A 21,278-nucleotide genomic window follows, 5' to 3' on the forward strand; every position below is an offset into this window, starting at 1 on the left:
AGCCGAGGCCCTGTTCCTTGCCGCCGGGAAGCTCGTCACCTGCGCACGGATCGGCTGCCCCGACCCGTGCGCCAGCGACGCCCTGCCCGGCGGCGGCCACCCGGCCCCCGAGGCCCCGCGGTGAGCACGCCGTCCGCGCTGGGGCAGCCGCTGACGCCCACCCAGCTGGAGTGCCTGACCGGTGTCGCACGGGGCGAGACGAGCCCGGAGATCGCCGCCCGCACCTACCGCGCGCGGGACACCGTCGACGACGCGATCCGCCACGCCTGCACCCGCCTCGGAGCCCGCACCCGGGCCCACGCCGTCGCCCTCGGCATCACCCGAGGGCTCATCAACCTGGAGGACGCGTGAGTTACCTGACCGCCTGCGTCAAGTGCGGCAGCAGCAACGTCGACAAGAACGGCTGCTGGCCGTGCGCTGCGCGGATGCACGGCGAGCGGGCGTGCCTGCTGGCTGTGTTCGAGCAAAGCCGAGGCAGCATCCGTGGCCACGCTCCGCACTTCCTGGAGGTCGTTGACCTGGTCTGCCTGGGGGTCCCCGCCATGAGCGAAGGCGAGCTACGCGACCGCGTCGAGGCGCTGGAGAAGGTCGCTCGCGGGAACCGCCACCACGCCGAACTGCTCGCTGGGATGGCTGCCCGCGCCTACGCCGTGCTCGACAACCGCCCCGAGAGCGAGACCGCCGACGAACTGGCGGCGCGCCTTCGTGCCGCCCTCGACGAGCCGTCCGCCTGACCCCCACGCCTCACCCTTCGGGGGCGTCGCCCAGCCCGGCGCCCCCGCCTGCACAGCACAGCACTGGAGGACCCCGTGGAGACCGTCCACCCCACCTGCGTGACCTGCCGCCGCCCGCTGCCCGGTACGGACCTGCCGCGGTACGCGTGCTCGGTGTGCCAGGCCGCCGCCGCCCGGATGCTGGCGGACCTGCCCGCCCTGTACCTGTCCCTGTCGTGGCCCGCACGCCGAGGCGACGTGGAAGCGTCCCGGGGCGCGGCGTTCGGTTCGCGCCCGCCGATCTCGCTCGCGGCCCTGGACGCCACCGCGCGGGGCAGCCTCGCGCTGCAGGCGCTCACCGGCTGGGTCCGCGACTGGGCAGAGACCCTGAGCACCGAAACTCGGGAGATCGCCGAGCCCGAGTGGCCCGAGGGGCACGCCGGCCAGGTCGTCACCGCCTGCCGGTGGCTGCGCTGGCATCTGGACGCCGCCTGCCGTTCGCACGCCGCGATCGACGAGGCGCTGGCCGAGATCCGCGACGCCTACCGCGAGGTCGCCGCCGCCGCCGGTGAGCCCGGGCCCCGGGTCGTGCGACTGCTGTGCCCCTGCGGCGGAGTCCTGACGGCGGACGCCACGACGCGCGGGGTGCTCTGCCGGGGCTGCGGGAAGGAGCACGGGCGGGCCGCGCTCGGTGGGCTGCAGCGGGCGCCCCGGTCCGGGGGTGTCGCGGCGTAGGACGGACACGAAGGCGCCCCGCCCGGGATGGGTGGGGCGCCTTCGTCGTGCCGGTCAGCCGATGGCCCGGATCGCCTCGCGGAGGTCGTCGGCGGCCGTCCCCCCGCGGAATCGCGGCGCGGCGAGAAGTGCCCCGACGCGGGCGGCGCGCTTCCCGATCCAGGAGATCTGCGCGTCCTCCGGCAGGGTGAGGATCGGCGCCATCGCCGCGGTGGCCCCTTCGACGTCGCCCTGCTGGACCCGGGCGGTCGCCACGTACACGTGGGCGAGCCGCTCGTCGTCGAGCGATCGCTCCCCGGCGGGCATGGCCTGCCACTGGGTGATCGCTGCGCCGGCCTCCCGCTCAGCCCGCGCGGCGTCACCCTGTCCGCCCGGCCAGATGAGACTGGACCCGGCGTAGTAGGCGCGCTTCGTCGGGCTGAAGGCGAAGAGCCCGGCCACCGAATCCGGGACCACCGCCGCGTCGTGCGCGCGCTCCGCCAGGTCCAGCGTCGCGTGCGTTCCCGGCGAGTCGCCCAGGTTCGCGAGGCACTGCGCCCGACCCGACAGCAGCCGCGCCATGCCCGTCCCCGGGACGCCCGGGCCGCCCCGCCCGATGCCGTCCTCCACGAAGTCCAGCGCCGCCTCGTAGTCCCCGGCGAACCGGCTGATGAGCGACTGGGTGCCGCGGACCCACAGCAGCAGCTCCAGGTCCCCGGCGAGCTGCGCGCACCGGCCTGCCGCGTAGGCGTGCTCGTGCGCGGCGTCCGCGTCTCCGAGGTCCAGCGCGGCGTAGGCCAGTACGCCGGACAGGCGGCCGACGGTCACCAGCAGGTCGCCGCGCTCGCCCGGCCCGTGCCGGTGATCCCGCAGCCGCTCCAGCCCGACGTCCCGCAGTGCGTGGGCGCGCTGCAGCATCGGCGCGGGCGGCGATGACAGGTAGTCGACGGCGGTTTCCGCGGCGCCGGAGGCGAGGTCGTCCAGCTCCAGCTCGGCGAGTGCCGCGAGGTCCCGGGACGCCGCGAGGGACGCGGCGAGGGTGCGGCGGGTCCGGGCGTCGGCCTGCCGCACGGCATCCTCCCGCTCCTGCGCGGCGACGAGAGAGCCGCCGGCCCCGAGTGCGGCGTCCGCCACGGCTGCGAACTCCGGGCTGGGAGCCCGGCGGCCGGCCTCCAGGTGCGCGATGTGGGACCGGTCCCAGTGGGTGAGGTCCGCGAGCTGGCCGTAGGAGTAGCCGGCGGTCCGGCGGTGGTGGCGGAGGAGATCGGAGAAGGCCGTCATGTCGTCATCCTGCTCCCGCTCGGGGCCGGTTGGAGGGGGCCGGGTGTTGTCAGATCCGGCCGGAGCGGGGTGACAACACGCACCCCATTGGCCCCGCGGCGCGGGGCGCCGACGGTGGGGTCATGACGAACTCACTCGCCCTTGTCGGCCGCTCGCGCTCGGGGCTCGCGGACCGGCGGCACGCCTGCCGCCTTCGCCAGGCCGCGCACGTAGTTGCGGTCGTAGGGCGTGTGGCGGCTGACGACCGACGGCTTCGCGTTCTGCTCGCGGAGGTGGCGAACGATCCCTTCGTGCAGGGCATCTCGTGCCCTGTCGAGGCTGCGCTCCGCCCGGTGGAAGGCGGCGGTGAGCTTGTCGAGCTCCTTCGTGGCGGTGGTCTCCCGCTCGGTGTCGTCGGCCATGAAGCCATGTTGCCATACGACATTGCATCTGACACGAGCCCGGGGGCGCACTCCGTCGCACTCACCAAGTTGCCGAGTCGTATTGCAATGTGGGTCAGCGTCTGCGTAGGCTGGTGCTGCACCGCCCGGAGGACTCCACCCTCCAGGCAGGGCCGTGCCGACTCCACCGGTGCGCCCACAAATACAGACGGGCCGGACGCAGCGACTCCACCGCTGGCCGGCCCTCACCACCAGGTCTCTTGGAAGGAACTCCTGATGGCTGCGCAGAACTCTACCCTCCACCTGTTGGACGCGCTGTCCGACGGTGACGCCGCGACCGCCTCGCCCCGTGCGGCGGCGCGGCGGGAGCTGACGGTCGCCGAGGCGAACGCCACCTACCGCGCCGAGCTCGTCACCGAGTTCGTGACCGCGACCGACTGGGCCGACGAGCTGCGGCTCCTCGCCGACGCCACCCGCTACGACCAGGCGAACCCCGACGAGGACAGCCTCTTCGACGAGCTCAACGCCACCCGCATCGGCGACCTGGCGGTGGCGGCATGAGGACCCTCACCCCCACCACCGCCGAGCGGGAGTTCCTCGCCACCTGCGAGGCGGCGCCGCTGCCCGAGATCACCGGCCCGATCCTCGCGCAGGTCCTGCGCCTGCCGGTCCTCCCCGGCGAGGACATCGTCACCATCCTGGGTGCCGCCCACGGGCTGCTGTCCGAGGCGGGCGTCATCCGGTCCCGTCGCACCCCGCCGCCCGCCGGTGGTATCGAGCCGTTCGACGCGATCCGCGAGGCCGTCACCGGCCGCATGCAGGTCGACGAGGCGGCCGACTGGCGGCTGGAGGACGCGGCGGAGATCGCTCTCGACGCCGCCGTCGCCGACCTCGGGCAGCCCGGTGAGGACTTCGGCGACTACGTCCGTCGGATCGACGTGTCCGACGCGGACGTCCTGCGGGCGTTCGTGACCGCCGGGCGGATCGCCCTGGAGTACGGGGGCGAGTCGTGAGCGGGCGCCCGACGACCGCGGAGCGGCGGCAGATCGCCGCCGAGATGCTGATCGAGGCCGGGTACGACTGGGAGGCCCCCGGGGACGCGGTCGACAAAGCGTGCGAGCTCGCCGGCCTCCCCCGGCCGGAGTCGACCGCGGACCGCATGCCGATCTGGGACCTCCTGCCGGTGGACCCCGAGTGAGCGCCGCCGGCGCCCAGGAGATCGCGGTGGCGATCCTCTGGGCGGGCTACGGCCCCGACGGTGTCGACCAGCTCAGCCCCAAGGCCTTCGAGGGCCTCCTCGAGGCTCTCGCCGACCGGGAGTGGATCGCGCCGGCCGACGGTGTCGACCGCGACGCGGTCCGGGCCGCGATGCGCAAGCAGGTCGCCGCGTGAGCCCCACGACCGTCGACATCGACGGCGCCGAGGTCGAGGTCATCGGCCGCGGCGGGGGCGACGCCTCCCGCTGCCCGGTCCGGCTCGACCTGCCCTGCCCCGCCGGATGCGGCTGGTACGGCCCCGCCGGTACCGCCCACATCTGCACCGTCAGCAACTGACCCACCCCGCCGCCGGCCTCCACCGCCCGGGCCCGTCACCCCGGGCGGCGGAGGACCGGCCACCAACCGCCCCTGGAGGGCCCCGTGACCACTCCCGCTCTGCCCGCCTTCCCCGAGTCGTCCCGGCTCCGTCGCCTGCCCGGCTCAGTCCTGACGTGGCTGCGGACGCAGCCCGTATCGGTCGGCACCGCGACCGCGGTGCCGACGGCTGGGACGGCGTCGCTGCACGGCAGCCCCGGCGAGGTGTTGGTCGCGGTGTTCGCCGCATTCGGCGCCGCCTGGCTCGCCTCCGGCCTGGTCACCCGCATGACCTCGCCGCAGCCGGCCGAGGAGGTCGCCGAGCTCACCGAGGCCCTCGTCCGGGTCGCAGCCTGCGCATCGAGCGGCCGGGCGGGCGAGGCACTCGTCGCCCTACGGGAGGAGGAGACCGTCCTGATGGTCGGGGACCTCCTGGAGGTGCTGGCGGACTACCTGCCACACCAGGCCCCGGCGCTGCTGGACGCCGCCGACCGCGTCAACGCCGCCGCCCACAACCTCGACACCCCCTGATGGAGGCCCCGATGACCCGCCCCGACCCCACCGCCGTGGTCGCGGCCTTAGCGGCCCAGCTGCGGGGCGTGCACCCGCTGATGCTCGCCCCCGTCGCCTGCCTGTACCTGCTGATCATCACCCTCTACGCGGTCGGCGCGCTGGCCGTCCTCGCCGCCGCCGCGGTGACCGCCGGCGCCACCGTCACCGCCATGTGCCTGACCCAGGCACTGTCCCTCGCCGCCACCTGGCGGCCCACGCCCCGCACGAAGAAGGAGGTCACGCGGTGACCACGTTCGCTGAGCCCGAGACCGAGCCGCAGCACGACATGGCCGCCTACGCCCTGGCCGCCGCTGAGGCCGATGCGATCCGCACGGCCGCTGAGGCCGAGGCCGAGGCCAAGCGGATCAAGGCCGCCGAGGAAGCCCGCCGGCAGGCCATCGCGAATGACCGGGCCGAGCTGAAGCTCCAGCAGGAGCGGGCCCGCCACGAGGAGGTCCAGGCCGAGCGCGCCCGGAAGCGGGCCGCGGAGGAGAAGGCCCGCGCCGCCGAGGCGAAGGCCGCCGCCGCGGAGGCAGAGGCCGGGGCCGCGCAGGAGCAGCGGGTCGGCAAGTCCGCCACCCGGTGGCGCCGGACCGCGATGGCCTTCTACGTCCTGTGCGCCGCAGTGGCCCTGCCGCTGCAGATCAGCTTCTTCTACACGCCGGAGCGTCCGTACCTGGCGCTGGCACCGGTACTGATCGAGGTGTCCGCGCTGGTGCTCCTGATCGGTGCCGCCGCCGCGGTGACCGCCGGTCGGGCGCACTGGCACTACCGGCTGATCGCCTGGGGCTGCGCCTTCGTGGCCGCCGCGATCAACATCACGCACGGGCTGGACGCCTTCGACACCGCGACCGCGATCGGTACCGCGCTGGCGTCGGTCGCCGGTCCCGGAGTGTGGGACCTTCACGAGCACGGCCGCATCGCCCGCAAGGAGGGTCGTCGCACGCTCCGGCAGCGCGCCGCGGACCGCCGTGCGGCGAAGCGGGCCGCTGCGGAGAAGGCCGCCGCCGAGGTGGCGGCCGCTGCCGAGAAGGCCGCCCGCGACGCCGAGGTGGCGGCCCGTGTCGAAGCCCTCGCGAAGCAGCGCGCCGAGCTGTATCCGGAGGTGTGGGCGCACGCCCTGCGACTGGCCGCGGCGCTCGGGCAGGAGGCCGTCACCGAGGAGGTGTGGCGGCAGGCCCACGTCAACGTCGAGGGCGCCGAGCCGGGTGAGGACGCGGGCACGCTGCGGACCCGGAACGCGGCCGCGCGGCGCGTGATGGCGGCCCGCTCGGAGGCCCCCGGTGAGCGCCCCGTGAAGATCACGAACGCGCAGGTCGTCCCGCAAATCCCCCGGGGTCCGCGACAGGGCACCGGAAGGGGCGCCAGGGGTGGCCCGCCGGTCCGTGGAGTCCGCCGCAAGGGGGACACCGCTCCCTACTCCACCGGAGCCCGCAAGGCCGCCTCGGAGACCGCCAAGAAGGCGGCCTCCTGATGGCCGCGAAGAGCGCCCGCGCGTGGGCCCCGCCGACCCTGATCCTCGCCTGCCCCGCCGCCGTGCTGTGCCTCCTGCTCATCCCCGGGCAGCACGGCTGGCGGGCCGCCCTCCTCGCCGCCGGCCTCGTCCTCGCCGCCGCCCTCGCTGCCCCGCCCGTCGCGAAGCTCACCCGCAAGCTCTGACCCTCCTGGAGTGCTGCCATGTCTCAGGCCACCGCCACCGCCGACGTCATCGACCTCACCGACCGGCTTGCGAAGCGCGGCGCACCCGCCGCCGCCCGGGCCGCCGTTCAGGCCACCGAGGCCGGTGCGGCAGACGCCCAGACCGGGACGCTTGTCGTCGAGCGGCCCACTCGGAGCCTCGGGCAGCGGGCGCTCCCCGCCTGGGCCGTGGTCCGCACCTCCGCCATCGGCTTCATCGCGCTCGGGCAGAAGGTCTGGGACTACCAGCAGGGCGGCGAGTGGGCCCGGCAGATCCACCGGGCCCGCCTCCTGGAGGCCCGCGGCGAGATCGACGAGACCGAGGGTGAGGCCCTGGTCGTCCAGTTCCGTGCCGACCGGCGCGAGGCGCGGTACGAGCGGCACCGGGAGCCCGCCACGATCCTCGGCGCGTCCGGTGCGACGTCCTACGTGGCACTGCTGCTGGGAGTCGCCGCCCTGTGGGGCGCGATCGGCGCCGGCATCGTCCTCGCCCCGCTGTGGGGAGTGCTTTACGTCGCCGGCCGCCGGGAGCTCGCCGACCGGGAAGAGCGCGCCGCGATCCCGGGCCAGGGCGTCGAGGCGGTTGAGGCGGCCCCGGCCCCGTCCGGGGAGCCGGAGTTCCGCCTCGGGATGACGGTGGAGATCTTCGAGGACATGGTCCGCCGCGCGCTGACCGAGGACCTGAAGGTTGCACTGACCTCACTTCAGGCCGCGCCGCACGAGTGGGGCTTCGAGATCGACGTCGTGCTCTCCCGCATGACGCCCGAGACGATCAGCAGGGGCCTGGACCTGCTGGAAGCCTGCCTGCCGGGAGTGCGTACCGGATCGATCCTCATGCAGCAGTCCATGGCGGCCCGAAACCGGTGCGTGATCCGCGTGCCGGGCCCGAACCCCTGGCGCGCGGTGCCCCCGCTGCCCGCCAGGGCCCCGAAGTCGCTGAGCGTCGCCGAGGTCGGTGGGGCGCTGATCGGCGCGGACATGTCCGCCCGTCCGCTGGCCCTGCCGGTGCACCGCACCAACATCAACGTCGTCGGGAAGTCTCGCTCGGGGAAGTCGACGCTGCTGCGGGCGCTGCTGGACGCGATCACCGCCACCCGCGATCAGATCGTCATCGGTGTCGACCTGGGGTCCGCTGGCTCCGGGTTCGGCGGTCTCCGGCGCGGCATGCACGCCGTCGCCACCACCGCGGAGGACGCGAGCCTCGTTCTGCGGTGGGCGCTCGACGTCGGCAAGGGCCGACCCGCACTGTTCGACCAGCTTGGCATGGGCGAGAACTGGCAGTCGAGCGAGAAGCGGCCCGGCGTCACGATCGTCGTGGACGAGTTCCCCGCGCTGGTCAGGGAGTCACGGAAGGGCTACACCGACGAGGAGACCGGTCGCACCACGTCCTGGGATCTGGACGGGATGCTTGCGGAGCTGGCCATCACCAGCGCCAAGTCCGACGTCACGATCGTCATTGCCGGCCAGGGCGTTACCCGCGAGAAGATCAAGGACAACACCTGGGTGGTGGAGCTGCCGGTGCAGGTCATGGCCGCGTGTGACGCCGACGACGTCAAGCAGATCATGGGCGGCGGCGCCATGGCTCAGGGCTGGCGCCCCGACCGCCTCATGCCCGCCATGGGCGAGGCCCTCAACGACGCCTCGGTGGTGTACGTCATGGCTGGCGCGCAGTACGCCGAGCCGATCCCGTACCGGGCCTGCTACGCGCCGGACGAGGAGCTGATCCGCCGCGGCACCGAGCGTGCCGAAGCTGGCCTCGTCGACATCGACACGGAGTCCGCCGCGCTGTCGGAGACGTCGATGGACGTGATCCTCTCGATCGGTCAGCGCCGCGCCGCACGCGGTGTAAGCGGGTTGACCGTCCCGGCGCTGATCCTCGCGATCCGCCGTCTGTTCGCGGCCGCGGGGGACCCGGCGGGCATGTCCCGGGAGGAGCTGGCGGAGGCCCTGGCCGGGGAAGACCCGGCGCGGTGGGCCCTTGCTCAGCACGCCGACGAGGCCGCCCGCGCCGATGCCCTTCGCGACGCGATTGCCGACGCGCTGGCACCCGAGGGCAAGGCGTGGCCGCTGGAGAAGTACCGCAAGGACACCCCGCGCGGCTACCGCCTCCGGGACCTCCGCGCCCTCGTCGGCGAGCACGTAGACGGCTCCTGACGCCCCGGAACCCCTGTGGAACCGCAGGTCAGCGGACCGGAACTCTCACGGAACCGCCCGGAACCGGCCCCGGTGACAGGAACTCGGTTCCGGCCCGCGCCCCGGGTTCCGGCCCGGTTCCGCCGCCCTGGCCTGCGGTTCCATCCGGCCCGAAGCCGGTTCCGGCCTCCCATACCACCACATACCGCCACCGGAGATGACCATGGATCACCTGACGCCCAGCTACCAGATCCACCGCCCCGACCGCCCGGAGACCGCCCGTCAGGGCGTCGTCGTGCCGACCCCTGCGGCGAGCGACTCGATCGTCTACGTGCCCGGCCCCGGAGGGCTCGTCGGGGTGCCGAGATCGTCGCTGCCGCCGGAGTTCTTCGACTACACGCCGACCGCGGTCGACCCGGCGCCGGCCCCCCGTCAGGGCATCGACCCGCGGGCCCAGGTACTCGTCGCGGGCGGCGTCGGAATCGGCGCGGCCGGCTGGGGCCTTGGGCAGCTCGTCACCGCCGTCGCCGGGATCGGAGCGGCCGGGCTGCTGGCGATCGCCCTCGCGATCCTCGCGCTCCGGATGCCCCGCCCCGGAACCGCCCCGGCGACCGACCAGCCCGCCCCCGCCGGTTCTCCCGGTAGCGGCACCACCGTCCACATCCACCGCGGCGGCCGAGTCAAGGCACGCCACATCCACCTCTGAGGAGACAGCATGATCCCCTGGATGCACCTCCGCGACCGCCGCACCTGGCGGGGCGCGACCCCCGAGACGGTCGGTCCGCTGATGGCCCGCTGGCTGGAGGGCGACCTCCGGTCCCGGCCCGGCTACGAGCCGCGGTGCGGCCCGGACCCCGAGAGCGGCCCGCTGGTGCCGACCCTGGCGCGGATGTGCCGCGCCGGTCTCGTCACCGTCACCTCCCAGCCGGGCGAGGACGCCCCCGGCTGGACGCAGCGGTCCGGCGTCGAAGCCGTCGCCGTCGACAAGGCGGCCGCGGGCCGGCTTGCCAAGGCCGCCCGCCGCGAAGGGCTGCTCGTCGACCCGCGCGGCGGTGAGGTCGTCAGCCTCCAGGACGGGAAGCCGTTCACCCGCTTCGGGGCGCCGCGCGGCCTGGCGAGCCGCGAGATCGAGTGGCACGGGCTCGCCCCTGCGACCGTCGCCCGGATGGCCGACCTGCCCATCCTGACCATCATCGCTCCCGAGTGGGGGCCGGACGGCGACCGCATGTGGGGCGTCATCGACCGCGCGCTCGCAGGGGTGGCGGCATGAGCGACCAGGCGAAGTCGGTCCGGATCTCCGGTCCCGGCATGGGGCGGGCCATCACCGTCGCCGGCGCCCCGGTCCGCTGCCCCGGCTCCGGGGTCGGCGGCGCGGCCACCGGCCTGACGCTCATCGTCACCGGCGCGACCGTGCGGGCCACCTGCGGCGGGAAGCACGGCGGCGTCAAGTGCTGGTGGAAGGCGGACCAGTTCGCCGCCGCCGACGTGGCGGCGCTCGCCACCCGCAGCGGCCGGGTGAAGGCCAGGGTGCGTGGCGGCGAGTTGGAGGCGTCCGTTGCGCGGGCGGCGAAGCCCGGCGGGATGTTCGGGCGGCTCCTCGGGGCCCGGGCGGCGGCCGCAGCGGCCCCGGCTGCGGCCCCTGCCGCCCGGTCGGCCCCGGCGCGCGGTTCCGGTGGGACGGGCGCTGCGGCGTTCGGGGCGCTGGCGGCGATCGCCTCCGCGGCGGGTCAAGTCGCTGGCGCCACCGGGCAGGTCGCCGGGGCCACGGCCTCCATCGCCAGCTCCGGCGCCGCCGTCACCAGAGACGGCATCGGGCTCGCCCGCCGCGGAATGGACGTGGTCGACGACCACGCCGCGAGGCGGTTCACGGCCCTCAACCCGCCCCCGGCGGCGCCCGCGACCCCGGCCAAGCCGGTGAAGAAGACGGCGCCGGTCAAGCCGTCCGCCAGGAAGAAGACGGCCCCGAAGAAGGCCGCGCCAGCCAAGAAGGCCGCACCGAAGAAGGAGGCGAAGCCGTGAGCTTCAAGGGCGGCGAGCGAGTGCGGATCGTGCGGTGCGAGGACGACCCGCGGGCCGTCGGGCGGGAGGGAGTCGTCCTGGACCAGGTCCCGCCGGGGCCGCTCACCGGCGGCCGGTGGACGGTGTCGATCGGAGCGCTGCTCATCCGGGACCCGCTGTGCCACACGTCGGAGCTGCAGCGGATCGGCTGAGACGAGAACGCCCCGCTGCTGACAGCGGGGCGGTCGCGTCACTCTTCGGCCGGTGGTCCCGGGTCGGGGATGTCGTTTCGGAGGAACCACTCGTCCAGGGCGGCCTCGATGACGCCCTGGACGTTGAGGCCGGTGCGCTCGACGGCGGCGGTGAGCTGCCGGTCGTGGCTGGCCAGGATGCGGACGGTGGTCTGTCTGCGGGGAGGCCCCTTGGGTCTGCCGGTTCGTCGGGCGGGGGTGGTGCCTCTTTCGGGTGTCATTCCTGCAATGTAATTCACGTCACCCGCCGGGCGCGAGTAGCCCGCAACAGCATCGCCTGACCTGCTGATTCGCTCGCCACGTAGCAACGCTGCGTCGACACGTCGGGCACTCGGAGTGGACACGGTGGCCCACCCCATGGCAGTGTTCCCGGTGTCAGAAACGACAGCGAAAAGAGGCATCATGTTCGCAGAGCTCTTCATCCTCCTGTACGCGGCGCACATCGCCGCCGACTACCCGCTCCAGACCGACCACCAGGCCAAACACAAGGCCGGAGGGGGCCGCTGCGGCTGGACCGCCTCCGCCGCCCACGCCGGAACCCACCTCGTGGCCATGGCCGCAGCCGTCGCCCTCGGGGCGCTCCTCCTCGACTGGGACCTCCCTCTCCTTCCCGCCGGCTTCGCACTCGTCGCAGTCGCCGCAGCCCACGCGCTCATCGACCGGCGCTGGCCCGTCCAGGCCTGGATGCGGATCGCCCGGCAGGAGAAGTGGGCCCAGCACGGTGGCGCCGCCCACGTCGACCAGGCCGCGCACGTACTGACGCTCGTCGCCGCCGCCCTCGCCATCGCGGCCTGACAGCTGCCCGTGCCGCCCCACGGGGCGCTGCGGGGAGCCGGACAGTCCGGACCCAGAGAGGAGCACGACATGGCCAAGTTCAAGGGCACCAACGGCGCGATCGTCGAGACCAGCGAGAACCGGCGCGGATGGATCTCGAAGTGCAGCTGCGGATGGAGCTCACAGCAGGCCAACCAGCGGGAGGCCATCTCCGCCGCGAACTCCCACGCGGGGAGCTGCCGGGCCCTGCGGTGACCCCGCCGCGCAGCCCCCGACGCCACTCCGGCGCCGGGGGCTGTTGCGCGCGGGCGCTCGCGAGCGCATAATGCCACCGGGACAGCTGTGTCAACGGGCCGCCGAGAGGCGGCCTTTCGCATGTCACGGGGGTGATCACATGGCCTCGGTGATGGTCGACCAGCACGCGGCCGCGCACTACGCCGGCGTCTCCGCCAGCGCCATCCGTCGCTGGGCCGCCGAAGGCCTCATCGGCAAGGAAGGCGTTGGCCGCGGGCAGGTCAGATACGACGCGCTCGACATCGAGCCGGCCGTCCGCTGCGAACTCACCGACGAGGTGCTGGAGCGAGGCAGGCCGGTCGCCCGAGAGCTGGTCGCGGCGTGACGGTCACGGTCCGGTGACAACGCCCCGCGCCGCGGCGGCCCCCGGCAGGCTGACGGCATGACACGCACGCGCGCCGCCATCGCGGCCACCACGCTCCTCGCCGCCCTGGCCCTCACCGCCTGCGGAGGCGACACCGAGCCGGAACCGGCAGAGGCCGGCGACTCGCTCACGGCCCAGCAGCTCGCAGACGAGCTCGGTGAGGTCACCACGCTCACGGACCCCCGCGACAACACGGGCTTCTGCAACACGGCCGACCACGGCGACCGGGCCTGCGAGCAGATGATCACCAGCGAGGAGCTGTCGGTCTACCAGCTCCCCAGCGAGGACGTCGCCACGCAGTACGCGGACACCCAGGGCGAGAGGTCCACGCAGATCGGGGCGTTCGTCCTCGCCTGGAACGACGACGGGGTCGACGACGAGACGCGCGCGGCCGTCGAGGAGCGGGCCCGGGAGCTGATCTCCGAATAGGCCCCGCGCCGGATGGATGTCCGGCACACTGACCACACGGCCCCGCTGGCCCCCATCGCCGGCGGGGCCGACCCATGTCCCGGGGGGTGGCTGTGCCCAGTCGTCCTCCGCGGATCTGCTCTGGGTGCCGGGCCCCTGCCCCCGCCACCTCCGCCTGCCCCCAGTGCGCCCCCCGGCAGGCCCGGGAGGTCGACCGTCGCCGCGGCAGCTCCACTCAGCGCGGGTACGGCAGCCTGCACCGGAAGCGGTTCCGGCCCGCGGTGCTCGCCCGGGATGAGACCTGCACCTGCCCCGAGGGGTGCGTCGGCCCGGACGGCCGGCCCGAGCACGACCCCGGGGACTGCCCCGCCCTGTCGACGGTGGCCGACCACTGGCCGCTGACCGTTCGCCAGCTGCGAGCGCAAGGGCTTGAGCCGAGCGATCCGCAGCACGGACGAGGTCTGTGCAAGGCGTGCCACGACCGTCACACGGCGCGCTCGTCGCCGGGTGGCTGGGCCGCTCGGGGCCGGCGGGGGTAGGGGCGTCGCCATCGCCAAACCGGACATACCGGGCGACCGCCCGGGTGCTGATTTGGCTGTCGCGGGGGGTTTCCCCCTTATGTGATAGAGAGTGACGGGAGGTCACCATGGGTAGTCGGGGTCCTCTCAAGATCCCCAAACACCTCCAGGCCGTCCCCGAGCCGGGGGCGACCGCCGCTGGCTCGATGGCCGAACGCGTCGCCCCGTCCGCCCCCGATCGGCCGCCCGGCTTCCCGGTCGACGACCGGGAGATGTGCGAGCTGTGGGACGCGATGGTCCCCGAGCTCGATCGGGCTGGCCTCCTCACCCGAGCGGACGGCCCGACCGTCGAGCTCGCCCTGCGCCACTTCCTCGCCGCCCGGCAGGCCGGCAACGCCCTGCAGGAAGGGGAGGTCGTGGTGGGCGACGCGGCGCACGGCCACTCCGTGAAGAAGAACCCGGCCGGCGCCGAGATGCGCAGCCAGTCGCAGCTGTTCCTGGAGTACGCCAAGCAGTTGGGCATGTCGTTCGCGGCCCGAGCGCGGATGCCGGCCGCGGACGAGGCGGCGGAGGCGAACCCCTTCGCCTGAGGGGGTGAGCTGTGCCGGTCAAGGTGCCCGGGAAGCGGGAGCTGGCCCGGCTCAAGCTCAGCCCCGAGGTGGCGTGGTACTTGCTGGACCGCGGGTACGAGCTGCCGGACTGCCCGCCTCGCTGGAAGACGCCGGAGCCGCGCGAGGTCGCCGGCGCCTACTTCGACCCGGCGCGCGTCGACCGGGTGATCGACGCCTTCGGTCGGCTCCGGCACACGCAGGGGAAGTGGGCGGGGCGCCCGATCACGCTGCGAGCGTGGCAGGTTGCCCACCTGATCGGCCCCACCTATGGCTGGGTGCGGCCGACTGCTGACGGCCGCACCGCTCGCATCATCCAGACCCAGTACCTCGACATCCCGCGGAAGAACGCCAAGACCACCATCGGCGGCGGGCAGTGCATCTACCTCACCTGCGCTGACGGGGAGCAGGGCGCGCAGGTCTTCGCGCTGGCGACCCGGAAGGATCAGGCGCGCCTGTGCTTCGACCCGGTGCGGCTGCTGGCGCTGCATGCCCCGGATCTCAAGGGGCACGTCAAGCCACTGAAGGACAAGATCCTCCACCCCCGGAGCGGCTCGAGCTTCAGCGTGATGTCGTCGGCTGGCGACGCGATGCACGGCACCTCGCCGCATGCTGCGTTCGTCGACGAGGTGCACCTGCACAAGACCCGCGACCTGATCGAGGCAGTCGAGACCGGCACTGGCGCGCGCGAGCAGCCGCTCATCATGTATGCCACCACGGCTGACGCAGGCTCGCCCTTCTCTCCCTACGCGGAGATCCGGGAGTACACGGAGAAGCTCTGCCGCGGCGTACTCGTCGACCCGACCTTCTACGGCGTCGTTTTTGCTGCGGAGCGGGAGGATGACCCCTTCGACCCGGCAACGTGGCTGAAGGCCAACCCGGGCCTGGCTGCCGGCGACAGCCCGACGATGGAGTCGATGGAGAAGGCCGCGGCGAAGGCCCGGCAGAACCCCGTCGAACTCGCCTCCTTCCTCCGGCTGCGGCTGGGGGTGCGCACCCGCCAGGAGACGAAGTACATCAGCCTGGAGGAGTGGGACCGCAACGCCGGCATGGGCGTCGACCCCAAGACACTGAAGGGCCGCGCGTGCTTTGGCGGCCTGGACCTCGCCGCGACGAGCGACCTGTCCGCGCTGTGCCTCCTCTTTCCCGAGGAGGAGGGCGGCTATCAGGCGCTGTGGCGGCTGTGGACGCCCGAGGCGAACATGCAGCGACTCCGGGACCGTACCGCCGGCGCCGCCGACGTGTGGGTTCGCGACGGCTGGCTGACCGTCACCGACGGCGACGTCATGGACTACGGCCACATCCGGGCCGCGGTCCAGGCCGACATGGACTACTTCGACCTGCGGGAGATCGCCTACGACCCGTGGAACGCCACGCAGCTCGTGACCGACCTGCTGGCGGATGGGGTGCCGCTGGCGGAGATGCGGCAGGGCTACCGGAGTATGTCGCCCCCACTGAAGGAGCTGGCTCGCCTCGTCCGCCAGGGCTCCCCGAAGCGGCCGATGGTGCGGCACGGCGGGAACCCCGCGATGCGCTGGCAGGTGGACAACCTGGCGGTGGCCACCGACCCGTCGGACAACGTCAAGCCCGACAAGCGGCACTCCGCCGACAAGATCGACGGCGTCGTCGCCCTGATCATGGCGCTCGACCGGGCGGTCCACGGGGCCCCTGCCGAGGCGCCGTCCGCCTACGAAGACCGTGGACTGGAGGTCGTGTGATCGTCGTCCTCTCCGTGGCCCTCGGGGTCCTGGTCGTCACCGCGCTGGCGCTGGCCTGGCTCGTCGTCGCCGAGGCGCGAGTCGCCGTGAAGCGCCGCGTGGTCGTCGCACTCGTCGACGGCACCGGCATCGACGGGGTCCTCCTGAGGCGCCACCGCACCCTGCTGGTCCTCGCCGACGCGACGATCCTCTCGACGGACTCGGAGCCCACCCGAGCGGACGGCCAGCTCGTGATCGAGCGGTCCCGCGTCCTCTACGTGCAGGACGTGAGGTGACATCATGGTCTGGGCAGTGAGTGCCGGACAGCTCGCACGGATCGACCGCCGGCCGACCGCGATGGCGCCACCGGAGGTCCGCCTCGCCGACGGCGTGGCCATGTCCTACTCCGCCATCTACCGCTCGCAGCCGCACGTGCGGACCGTCATCGACTTCCTCGGCCGCAACATCGCCCAGCTGGGCCTGCATGTCTACCGCCGGGTGTCGGACACCGACCGCGAGCGCCTCGCCGACCACCCGCTGGCCCGCCTGCTGTCGCGACCGAACCCCGCGACGACCCGCTACCGCCTGATCAACGCGCTCGTCCAGGACATCGCGACCTACGACATGGCGGTCCTGGCCCGGATCAGGCCTGAGGACGCAGGCAACGACATCGGAGGCCTGGTGCGGCTCCCGCCTTCCCGGGTGCGCCTCGTCGACGGCGACTGGATGGAGCCCGGTGCGTTCGAGGTAACGGGGAGAGCGGGGAAGTTCATCGTCCCCCGGGACCGGGCCGTGTACCTGCGGGGCTACAACCCGGACGGGGACCGCGACGGCCTTTCGCCGATGGAGACCCTGCGCGGGACTCTGGCGGAGGGCTACAGCTCCCAGCAGTACCGAGAGCAGCTGTGGCGCAACGGGGCTCGAATGGCGGGCTGGATTAGCCGCCCGGCGGAGGCTCGTGCCTGGTCGGACAAGGCCCGCGAGCGGTTCCGTGCCGACTGGCGCGGCCTGTACACCGGCACCGGGACCGCAGCTGGCGGGACTCCGATCCTTGAGGACGGCATGGAGTGGCACGCCGGCGGCATGACGCCGGAGCAGGCCCAGTACCTGGAGACACGCAAGCTGACCCGCGAGGAGGTCGCCGCCGCCTACCACATCCCGCTGCCCATGGTCGGGATCCTGGACCACGCCACCTTCAGCAACATCAGGGAGCAGCACCGGCAGCTGTACCAGGACACCCTGGGGCCGTGGCTGGTTTGGCTTGCGGAGGAGATCGAACTGCAGATCCTGTCCGACCTTCCGGACAGCGAGGGCGTCTACTGCGAGTTCAACATCGCGGCGAAGATGGCCGGCTCCTTCGAGGAGCAGGCCGCGGCGATGTCGACGATGGTCGGCGGCCCAGTGATGACGCGGAACGAGGGCCGCGCGCGGGTGAACCTGCCGCGGCTCGACGGCGGCGACGAGCTGATCGTCCCGCTGAACGTCACAGAGGGTGGGCAGGCGAGCCCCCGGGACTCCGCTCCGCCATCGGTGGAGCCGTCGGAGTCTGCTCCCCGGGAGGCGTCGGCGGTGGTGCGGGGAAAACGGCAACCCGGGCCGGACCCGTCCGCGCGGACGAGTACGAGGCCCGGTATGAAGCGGCTCTGAACCGGTGGTTCGCCGACTTCGAGCGGGGCTTGCTCGCGGGCCACGAGGCGAAGGCGACGCGGGCTCGTCTCAAGTCCGCGGCCGACTGGGTCGATCGCGACGAGTGGCAGGCATCGCTGGCCGCGCTGCTGCTGCAGCTCGGGCTCGCCACGTCCACTGCGGCTGCGGTCGCACTGCTGGAACAGCTCGGGTTCCCGCCGGAGGACTACAACGGGGCGGCGACGGTCGCGTGGCTGACGGCCGCGGCCGAGGGGATGGCCGAGGGGATCGTCGGCGCGACGCTCGCCGAGGTCGATGAGGCTCTCGCGGAGCCGGACCCGGTCGATGAGGACGGGCAGTCGATGGCGCCTGCTGCGGTGATCGCCGCCGCGCTGGCTACGGCCCGCGCGGTGCGGTCCTCGGAGATCGCGGAGAGCAGCGTCACCGCGATGTCCGGCTTTGGCCAGACGGAGGCGGCGAGGGGTGCGGTCGGCACGGAGGGCGTCACGAAGACCTGGCTCACCAGGTCGCCGAACCCCCGCGCCAGCCACCGGCGGATGAGCGGCCAGACCGTCGGCCTGGACGACACCTTCAGCAATGGGGCCCGCTGGCCCGGCGACTCCTCTCTGCGCGACTCGGAGCGGGCGCGCTGCAAGTGCGCCCTGGAAATCACAGTCGAGTAGGGGGTGAACCGTGCCGGTCACCGTGGTGGTCGGCCCGCCGTGCGCGGGCAAGACCACGCTGATTGCCGACCAGCGATCTCCCGACGACGTCGTCGTCGACTACGACGCGCTGGCCCGCGCGCTCGGGTCTGAGCAGCCGCATGCGGCCCCGCCGGCGATCGCCGAAGCCGCCCACGCGGCGCGGCGCGGCGCGATCGGCCGAATCCTCGCCGGGCTCCCCGAGGGGACCTCCGCGTGGATCATCCACACCCGGCCATCGCCGGCTCAGCTCGCGAGCTACGAAGCGGCCGGCGCCGACCTGATCACCCTGGACCCGGGCCTCGATGAATGCGTCGCCCGAGCCCAGGCCGATGCCCGACCAGAGGGCACCGAAGCTGCGATCCGGCAGTGGTACGAGGACCCGCCGGACCTGACCCGTAAGAGCGGGAGGAGAGCTGTGCGAATCAAGTCCTGCCCGGTGCAGGTCAAGGCGGCCGGCGCGCACGAGGGAACCGAGGACGGCGTCTTCGAGGCCATCGTCGCCGCCTACAACACCGACAGCGTCGGCGACCGCATCACTCCCGGCGCGTTCGCCGAGACGCTCGCCGAATGGAAGGGCCGCGGGAACCCGATTCCGGTGCTGTGGTCTCACATGAGCCACGACCCCGACTACCACATCGGCGAAGTCCTGGAGGCGGAGGAGCGCCCCGAAGGGCTGTGGGTGCGAGCCCGTATCGACCTCGACGCCCCCAAGGCGGCTCAGGTCTACCGGCTCCTCAAGGGCCGCCGCGTCACCCAGTTCTCCTTCGCCTACGACGTCTCGGAGGGCTCGTGGGTCGACCAGAAGGACGGCGAGTCCTACTACGAGCTGCGGCGACTCAAGCTCTACGAGGTCGGCCCCACCCTGATCGGCGCCAACCAGGCCACGGAGCTGCTGGACGTGAAGTCCGGCGACCGCTCCCTCCGCCTCGCGCTCGAAGGCGCCGCGCCCGCCGAGGCCGCCGCCATCCGCACGGCCGTCGAGGCCGCACTCGGAGCCAAGGCCGGCCGCGCGCTCAGCGCGAAGAACGAAACGACCCTGAAGTCGGCCCGGGACGCCCTCCGCAAGGCCGCCGACGACATCGACAACGTCCTCTCCGTCGTATCCGGCGACGAAGAGGAGACCGAAGACGAAGACGAGAAGAGCGCCACCGGCGCCCCGCCCTCCACTCCCTCCGCGCAGCCCGCGCCCAAGGGAGCCGAGCCCGCCGGGCCCCACCCCGCCTCACGCCGTCTGCGCACCGACCTCGCGCTACTCGACGCCGAGGTATCCCTGCTCACGGATGAGGAGAAGTGATGAGCAAGACCGACGAACTGGTCAACCAGATCACTGCCGCGCTGAAGGCCGCCCGCGACATCGCCGAGCGCGCCGAGAAGGACGGCGACCGGGATTTCACCGACGCCGAGCGCGCCGAGGTCCAGGCCAAGATGAACGAGGCCGGCGACCTCAAGAAGCGCCTGGAGAAGGCGCGGGCCGACGCCAAGATGCGCGACGCGATCGCCGACCTCGGCGAAGGCGTCGGCGTCGTGGAAGGCAAGGGCGCCAAGCGGACCCCGGCCGGGCTCGTGGTGCCCGACGGGCGAACCATCGGCGAGCACTTCGTCGCCAGCCAGGAGTACAAGGACCTCCTCGCCTCCGCCCCCAACGGGGTCTTCGGCAAGGACCACCGCGTCCAGGGTCGGCCGGTCGGCTTCGAGCGGCTCCTCGGGGCCGGCGGCCAGAAGGACCTGATCACCGGCGGGTCCGACACGTCCGCGGGTGCCTTCGTCCAGGATGACCGGCGCGGCCTGCAGGTCGGCATGGACATCTTCCAGCGCCCCCTGACGCTGCGAGACCTCGTCACGTCTGGCACGACCACCTCGGACACCATCGAGTACGTCCGCATGACGGGCATCACCAACAACGCGGCACCCGTGCCGGAAGCCACCGCCACCGGCGGCGCGTCCGGCGTCAAGCCCGAGTCGGCCCTGACTGCGGCCAAGGTCACCACCCCGGTGCGGACCATTGCCCACTGGATCCCCGTCACCAAGCGGGCCCTGTCCGACGCCGCCCAGATCCGGACCCTGATCGACGCCTTCCTCCAGTACGGCCTGGAGGAAGAGCTCGAAGACCAGATGGTCTCGGGCGACGGCACCGGTGAGAACTTCGAGGGCATCGCCAACGTCTCCGGCATCCAGTCGCAGGCGTGGGACACCGACCTGCTCACCACGACCCGCAAGGCGAAGACGCTGGTCCGCACGGTCGGGCGCTCCGTCCCGACGGGCTACGTCCTCAACCCCTACGACGTCGAGGCCCTGGATCTCCTCCAGGACAACGAGGGCCGCTACTACTTCGGCGGGCCCTCCGGCTCCGGGATGGGGTACAGCGGCACCGCGCCGCTGTGGAGCCTGCCTGTCATCCAGTCCGAGGCTGTGCCTCAGGGCACCGCCTACGTCGGTGACTGGCGCAAGGCGATCCTCTGGGACCGCGAGCAGGCGTCCGTGACGGTCAGCGACTCCCACGCGGACTTCTTCATCCGCAACATGGTCGCGATCCTCGCCGAGATGCGGGCCGCATTCGGCGTGCTGCAGCCCAGCGCGTTCGTCGAGATCGAACTGGAGGAGGCGTAATGGCGTACCTGAACCCCGACAAGGGAGCACTCAGGGAAGCGGGCCTCTCCGAGGTCGGCGGCGGCCAGGGAGGTGAACCGCCCGCGGGGTCGGTCGGCACCGAGCAGCTCGCGGACGGGGCGGTGACGGCGGCGAAGCTCGCCTCCGGCGCGGTCCCGTCCGGGGCCGCCGCCGGAACGCCGTCTCTGCGCGCTCTCGGCACGTCCGCCACGCAGGCCGCCGCGGGGAACCACACCCACGCGGGTCTGCTCGCCGGCAGCGCATCTGCTGTCGCGAACGCGACCGACGAAGCGTCGGCCGTGACGCAGCTGAACGCCCTACTGGCCGTGCTGCGGACTCGGGGGGTGATCTCCACGTGACGGCTGCTCCGAAGTGCGGGGTGTGCGGAGCCGAGTGCAGCTCCTGTGG

The 21,278-nt window shown here is 73.2% G+C and carries 32 protein-coding genes; 29 read left to right on the top strand and 3 right to left on the bottom strand.

The genetic code is table 11. The annotated features are described in order from the left end of the window. The first annotated feature begins 120 nt into the window (after nt 1-120). The 3 genes from HCN56_RS01360 to HCN56_RS01370 all read left to right on the top strand — a co-directional run bounded on the left by HCN56_RS01360 (nt 121) and on the right by HCN56_RS01370 (nt 1,448). Nucleotides 121-351 carry a helix-turn-helix domain-containing protein gene (locus tag HCN56_RS01360; protein ID WP_167967554.1) on the top strand — a complete coding sequence of 77 codons (231 nt, stop codon included), beginning with the start codon at nt 121-123 and terminating at the stop codon, nt 349-351. Next, on the top strand, nt 348-734 hold the full coding sequence (locus tag HCN56_RS01365) for a hypothetical protein (RefSeq protein WP_167967555.1): 387 nt from the start codon (nt 348-350) through the stop codon (nt 732-734). The genes HCN56_RS01360 and HCN56_RS01365 overlap by 4 nt, the downstream gene beginning before the upstream one ends. A 75-nt stretch (nt 735-809) precedes the next feature. Then, nucleotides 810-1,448 carry a hypothetical protein gene (locus HCN56_RS01370; protein ID WP_167967556.1) on the top strand — a complete coding sequence of 213 codons (639 nt, stop codon included), beginning with the start codon at nt 810-812 and terminating at the stop codon, nt 1,446-1,448. A 54-nt stretch (nt 1,449-1,502) separates the two neighbouring features. Here the strand turns inward: HCN56_RS01370 and HCN56_RS01375 are convergent, their stop codons facing one another. Then, entirely contained in the window at nt 1,503-2,708 is a 1,206-nt protein-coding gene (locus HCN56_RS01375; protein WP_167967557.1) for a helix-turn-helix domain-containing protein, read from the bottom strand. Nucleotides 2,709-2,839: 131 nt separating this feature from the next. Next, entirely contained in the window at nt 2,840-3,109 is a 270-nt protein-coding gene (locus HCN56_RS01380) for a hypothetical protein (protein ID WP_167967558.1), read from the bottom strand. 255 nt (nt 3,110-3,364) lie between these two features. Between HCN56_RS01380 and HCN56_RS01385 the strand changes: the two genes are divergently transcribed. The 14 genes from HCN56_RS01385 to HCN56_RS01450 all read left to right on the top strand — a co-directional run bounded on the left by HCN56_RS01385 (nt 3,365) and on the right by HCN56_RS01450 (nt 11,231). Next, entirely contained in the window at nt 3,365-3,649 is a 285-nt protein-coding gene (locus HCN56_RS01385) for a hypothetical protein (RefSeq protein ID WP_167967559.1), read from the top strand. Further along, nucleotides 3,646-4,101, top strand: a complete 456-nt coding sequence (locus HCN56_RS01390; protein WP_167967560.1) for a hypothetical protein — start codon at nt 3,646-3,648, stop codon at nt 4,099-4,101. Before HCN56_RS01385 ends, HCN56_RS01390 begins: the two co-directional genes overlap by 4 nt. Next, nucleotides 4,098-4,286, top strand: coding sequence for a hypothetical protein (locus tag HCN56_RS01395; RefSeq protein WP_167967561.1), 189 nt, complete (start codon nt 4,098-4,100; stop codon nt 4,284-4,286). Before HCN56_RS01390 ends, HCN56_RS01395 begins: the two co-directional genes overlap by 4 nt. Beyond that, nucleotides 4,283-4,480, top strand: a complete 198-nt coding sequence (locus tag HCN56_RS01400; protein WP_167967562.1) for a hypothetical protein — start codon at nt 4,283-4,285, stop codon at nt 4,478-4,480. Before HCN56_RS01395 ends, HCN56_RS01400 begins: the two co-directional genes overlap by 4 nt. Continuing rightward, entirely contained in the window at nt 4,477-4,641 is a 165-nt protein-coding gene (locus HCN56_RS01405) for a hypothetical protein (protein ID WP_167967563.1), read from the top strand. The genes HCN56_RS01400 and HCN56_RS01405 overlap by 4 nt, the downstream gene beginning before the upstream one ends. A gap of 84 nt (nt 4,642-4,725) precedes the next feature. Further along, nucleotides 4,726-5,190, top strand: a complete 465-nt coding sequence (locus HCN56_RS01410) for a hypothetical protein (protein ID WP_167967564.1) — start codon at nt 4,726-4,728, stop codon at nt 5,188-5,190. Between the two features lie 11 nt (nt 5,191-5,201). Then, on the top strand, nt 5,202-5,459 hold the full coding sequence (locus HCN56_RS01415; RefSeq protein WP_167967565.1) for a hypothetical protein: 258 nt from the start codon (nt 5,202-5,204) through the stop codon (nt 5,457-5,459). Then, entirely contained in the window at nt 5,456-6,685 is a 1,230-nt protein-coding gene (locus HCN56_RS01420) for a hypothetical protein (protein ID WP_167967566.1), read from the top strand. The genes HCN56_RS01415 and HCN56_RS01420 overlap by 4 nt, the downstream gene beginning before the upstream one ends. Continuing rightward, nucleotides 6,685-6,870 carry a hypothetical protein gene (locus tag HCN56_RS01425; protein ID WP_167967567.1) on the top strand — a complete coding sequence of 62 codons (186 nt, stop codon included), beginning with the start codon at nt 6,685-6,687 and terminating at the stop codon, nt 6,868-6,870. Before HCN56_RS01420 ends, HCN56_RS01425 begins: the two co-directional genes overlap by 1 nt. An 18-nt stretch (nt 6,871-6,888) precedes the next feature. Next, on the top strand, nt 6,889-9,042 hold the full coding sequence (locus HCN56_RS01430; RefSeq protein ID WP_167967568.1) for a hypothetical protein: 2,154 nt from the start codon (nt 6,889-6,891) through the stop codon (nt 9,040-9,042). 196 nt (nt 9,043-9,238) lie between these two features. Beyond that, nucleotides 9,239-9,727, top strand: a complete 489-nt coding sequence (locus tag HCN56_RS01435; RefSeq protein WP_167967569.1) for a hypothetical protein — start codon at nt 9,239-9,241, stop codon at nt 9,725-9,727. 9 nt (nt 9,728-9,736) lie between these two features. Further along, complete coding sequence (locus HCN56_RS01440; protein ID WP_167967570.1) at nt 9,737-10,291, top strand: DUF6919 family putative SAM-binding protein; 555 nt, start codon at nt 9,737-9,739, stop codon at nt 10,289-10,291. Continuing rightward, nucleotides 10,288-11,040 carry a hypothetical protein gene (locus HCN56_RS26880; protein ID WP_167967571.1) on the top strand — a complete coding sequence of 251 codons (753 nt, stop codon included), beginning with the start codon at nt 10,288-10,290 and terminating at the stop codon, nt 11,038-11,040. Before HCN56_RS01440 ends, HCN56_RS26880 begins: the two co-directional genes overlap by 4 nt. Next, nucleotides 11,037-11,231 (top strand): hypothetical protein, encoded by a 195-nt coding sequence (locus HCN56_RS01450; RefSeq protein WP_167967572.1) that lies wholly within the window; start codon nt 11,037-11,039, stop codon nt 11,229-11,231. Before HCN56_RS26880 ends, HCN56_RS01450 begins: the two co-directional genes overlap by 4 nt. A gap of 38 nt (nt 11,232-11,269) precedes the next feature. On the opposite strand, the gene HCN56_RS01455 is transcribed toward HCN56_RS01450, so the two are convergent. Beyond that, the gene (locus HCN56_RS01455; RefSeq protein WP_167967573.1) at nt 11,270-11,491 is read right to left on the bottom strand and encodes a hypothetical protein; all 222 of its coding nucleotides are present in this window, start codon (nt 11,489-11,491) and stop codon (nt 11,270-11,272) included. 181 nt (nt 11,492-11,672) lie between these two features. On the opposite strand from HCN56_RS01455, the gene HCN56_RS01460 reads away from it, so the two are divergent. The 12 genes from HCN56_RS01460 to HCN56_RS01515 all read left to right on the top strand — a co-directional run bounded on the left by HCN56_RS01460 (nt 11,673) and on the right by HCN56_RS01515 (nt 21,229). Next, the gene (locus HCN56_RS01460) at nt 11,673-12,065 is read left to right on the top strand and encodes a DUF3307 domain-containing protein (protein WP_167967574.1); all 393 of its coding nucleotides are present in this window, start codon (nt 11,673-11,675) and stop codon (nt 12,063-12,065) included. Between the two features lie 69 nt (nt 12,066-12,134). Beyond that, nucleotides 12,135-12,299, top strand: a complete 165-nt coding sequence (locus tag HCN56_RS01465; protein WP_167967575.1) for a hypothetical protein — start codon at nt 12,135-12,137, stop codon at nt 12,297-12,299. 139 nt (nt 12,300-12,438) lie between these two features. Further along, complete coding sequence (locus HCN56_RS01470; protein WP_167967576.1) at nt 12,439-12,663, top strand: MerR family transcriptional regulator; 225 nt, start codon at nt 12,439-12,441, stop codon at nt 12,661-12,663. A 57-nt stretch (nt 12,664-12,720) separates the two neighbouring features. After that, nucleotides 12,721-13,131, top strand: a complete 411-nt coding sequence (locus tag HCN56_RS01475; protein WP_167967577.1) for a hypothetical protein — start codon at nt 12,721-12,723, stop codon at nt 13,129-13,131. A gap of 625 nt (nt 13,132-13,756) precedes the next feature. Then, nucleotides 13,757-14,218: a P27 family phage terminase small subunit gene (locus HCN56_RS01480; RefSeq protein WP_167967578.1), complete on the top strand. Its 462-nt coding sequence runs from the start codon at nt 13,757-13,759 to the stop codon at nt 14,216-14,218. An 11-nt stretch (nt 14,219-14,229) separates the two neighbouring features. Next, the gene (locus tag HCN56_RS01485) at nt 14,230-15,954 is read left to right on the top strand and encodes a terminase large subunit (RefSeq protein ID WP_312870991.1); all 1,725 of its coding nucleotides are present in this window, start codon (nt 14,230-14,232) and stop codon (nt 15,952-15,954) included. Continuing rightward, complete coding sequence (locus HCN56_RS01490; protein WP_167967579.1) at nt 15,951-16,229, top strand: hypothetical protein; 279 nt, start codon at nt 15,951-15,953, stop codon at nt 16,227-16,229. The genes HCN56_RS01485 and HCN56_RS01490 overlap by 4 nt, the downstream gene beginning before the upstream one ends. Nucleotides 16,230-16,233: 4 nt before the next feature. Then, nucleotides 16,234-17,580 carry a phage portal protein gene (locus HCN56_RS01495; RefSeq protein ID WP_209312221.1) on the top strand — a complete coding sequence of 449 codons (1,347 nt, stop codon included), beginning with the start codon at nt 16,234-16,236 and terminating at the stop codon, nt 17,578-17,580. Nucleotides 17,581-17,609: 29 nt separating this feature from the next. Continuing rightward, complete coding sequence (locus HCN56_RS01500) at nt 17,610-18,242, top strand: hypothetical protein (RefSeq protein WP_167967580.1); 633 nt, start codon at nt 17,610-17,612, stop codon at nt 18,240-18,242. A gap of 10 nt (nt 18,243-18,252) precedes the next feature. Continuing rightward, nucleotides 18,253-19,557: an HK97 family phage prohead protease gene (locus HCN56_RS01505; protein WP_209312222.1), complete on the top strand. Its 1,305-nt coding sequence runs from the start codon at nt 18,253-18,255 to the stop codon at nt 19,555-19,557. Next, the gene (locus HCN56_RS01510; protein ID WP_167967581.1) at nt 19,557-20,870 is read left to right on the top strand and encodes a phage major capsid protein; all 1,314 of its coding nucleotides are present in this window, start codon (nt 19,557-19,559) and stop codon (nt 20,868-20,870) included. The genes HCN56_RS01505 and HCN56_RS01510 overlap by 1 nt, the downstream gene beginning before the upstream one ends. Then, a complete protein-coding gene (locus tag HCN56_RS01515; protein WP_167967516.1) occupies nt 20,870-21,229 on the top strand; it encodes a hypothetical protein in 360 nt (119 codons plus the stop codon). The genes HCN56_RS01510 and HCN56_RS01515 overlap by 1 nt, the downstream gene beginning before the upstream one ends. Nucleotides 21,230-21,278 lie beyond the last annotated feature (49 nt).

The organism is Streptomyces lonarensis, assembly GCF_012033735.1.
Classification (GTDB): Bacteria; Actinomycetota; Actinomycetes; order Streptomycetales; family Streptomycetaceae; genus Streptomyces; species Streptomyces lonarensis.

Excerpts from the sequence above, each read along its gene's own strand:
- HCN56_RS01480 (WP_167967578.1), top strand. The coding sequence starts at position 13,757 with ATGGGTAGTCGGGGTCCTCTCAAGATCCCCAAACACCTCCAGGCCGTC.
- HCN56_RS01435 (WP_167967569.1), top strand. The coding sequence starts at position 9,239 with ATGACCATGGATCACCTGACGCCCAGCTACCAGATCCACCGCCCCGAC.
- HCN56_RS01455 (WP_167967573.1), bottom strand. The coding sequence starts at position 11,491 with ATGACACCCGAAAGAGGCACCACCCCCGCCCGACGAACCGGCAGACCC.
- HCN56_RS01440 (WP_167967570.1), top strand. The coding sequence starts at position 9,737 with ATGATCCCCTGGATGCACCTCCGCGACCGCCGCACCTGGCGGGGCGCG.
- HCN56_RS01380 (WP_167967558.1), bottom strand. The coding sequence starts at position 3,109 with ATGGCCGACGACACCGAGCGGGAGACCACCGCCACGAAGGAGCTCGAC.
- HCN56_RS01425 (WP_167967567.1), top strand. The coding sequence starts at position 6,685 with ATGGCCGCGAAGAGCGCCCGCGCGTGGGCCCCGCCGACCCTGATCCTC.
- HCN56_RS01430 (WP_167967568.1), top strand. The coding sequence starts at position 6,889 with ATGTCTCAGGCCACCGCCACCGCCGACGTCATCGACCTCACCGACCGG.
- HCN56_RS01465 (WP_167967575.1), top strand. The coding sequence starts at position 12,135 with ATGGCCAAGTTCAAGGGCACCAACGGCGCGATCGTCGAGACCAGCGAG.
- HCN56_RS01515 (WP_167967516.1), top strand. The coding sequence starts at position 20,870 with ATGGCGTACCTGAACCCCGACAAGGGAGCACTCAGGGAAGCGGGCCTC.
- HCN56_RS01470 (WP_167967576.1), top strand. The coding sequence starts at position 12,439 with ATGGCCTCGGTGATGGTCGACCAGCACGCGGCCGCGCACTACGCCGGC.
- HCN56_RS01495 (WP_209312221.1), top strand. The coding sequence starts at position 16,234 with ATGGTCTGGGCAGTGAGTGCCGGACAGCTCGCACGGATCGACCGCCGG.
- HCN56_RS01390 (WP_167967560.1), top strand. The coding sequence starts at position 3,646 with ATGAGGACCCTCACCCCCACCACCGCCGAGCGGGAGTTCCTCGCCACC.
- HCN56_RS26880 (WP_167967571.1), top strand. The coding sequence starts at position 10,288 with ATGAGCGACCAGGCGAAGTCGGTCCGGATCTCCGGTCCCGGCATGGGG.
- HCN56_RS01375 (WP_167967557.1), bottom strand. The coding sequence starts at position 2,708 with ATGACGGCCTTCTCCGATCTCCTCCGCCACCACCGCCGGACCGCCGGC.
- HCN56_RS01385 (WP_167967559.1), top strand. The coding sequence starts at position 3,365 with ATGGCTGCGCAGAACTCTACCCTCCACCTGTTGGACGCGCTGTCCGAC.
- HCN56_RS01460 (WP_167967574.1), top strand. The coding sequence starts at position 11,673 with ATGTTCGCAGAGCTCTTCATCCTCCTGTACGCGGCGCACATCGCCGCC.
- HCN56_RS01415 (WP_167967565.1), top strand. The coding sequence starts at position 5,202 with ATGACCCGCCCCGACCCCACCGCCGTGGTCGCGGCCTTAGCGGCCCAG.
- HCN56_RS01510 (WP_167967581.1), top strand. The coding sequence starts at position 19,557 with ATGAGCAAGACCGACGAACTGGTCAACCAGATCACTGCCGCGCTGAAG.
- HCN56_RS01475 (WP_167967577.1), top strand. The coding sequence starts at position 12,721 with ATGACACGCACGCGCGCCGCCATCGCGGCCACCACGCTCCTCGCCGCC.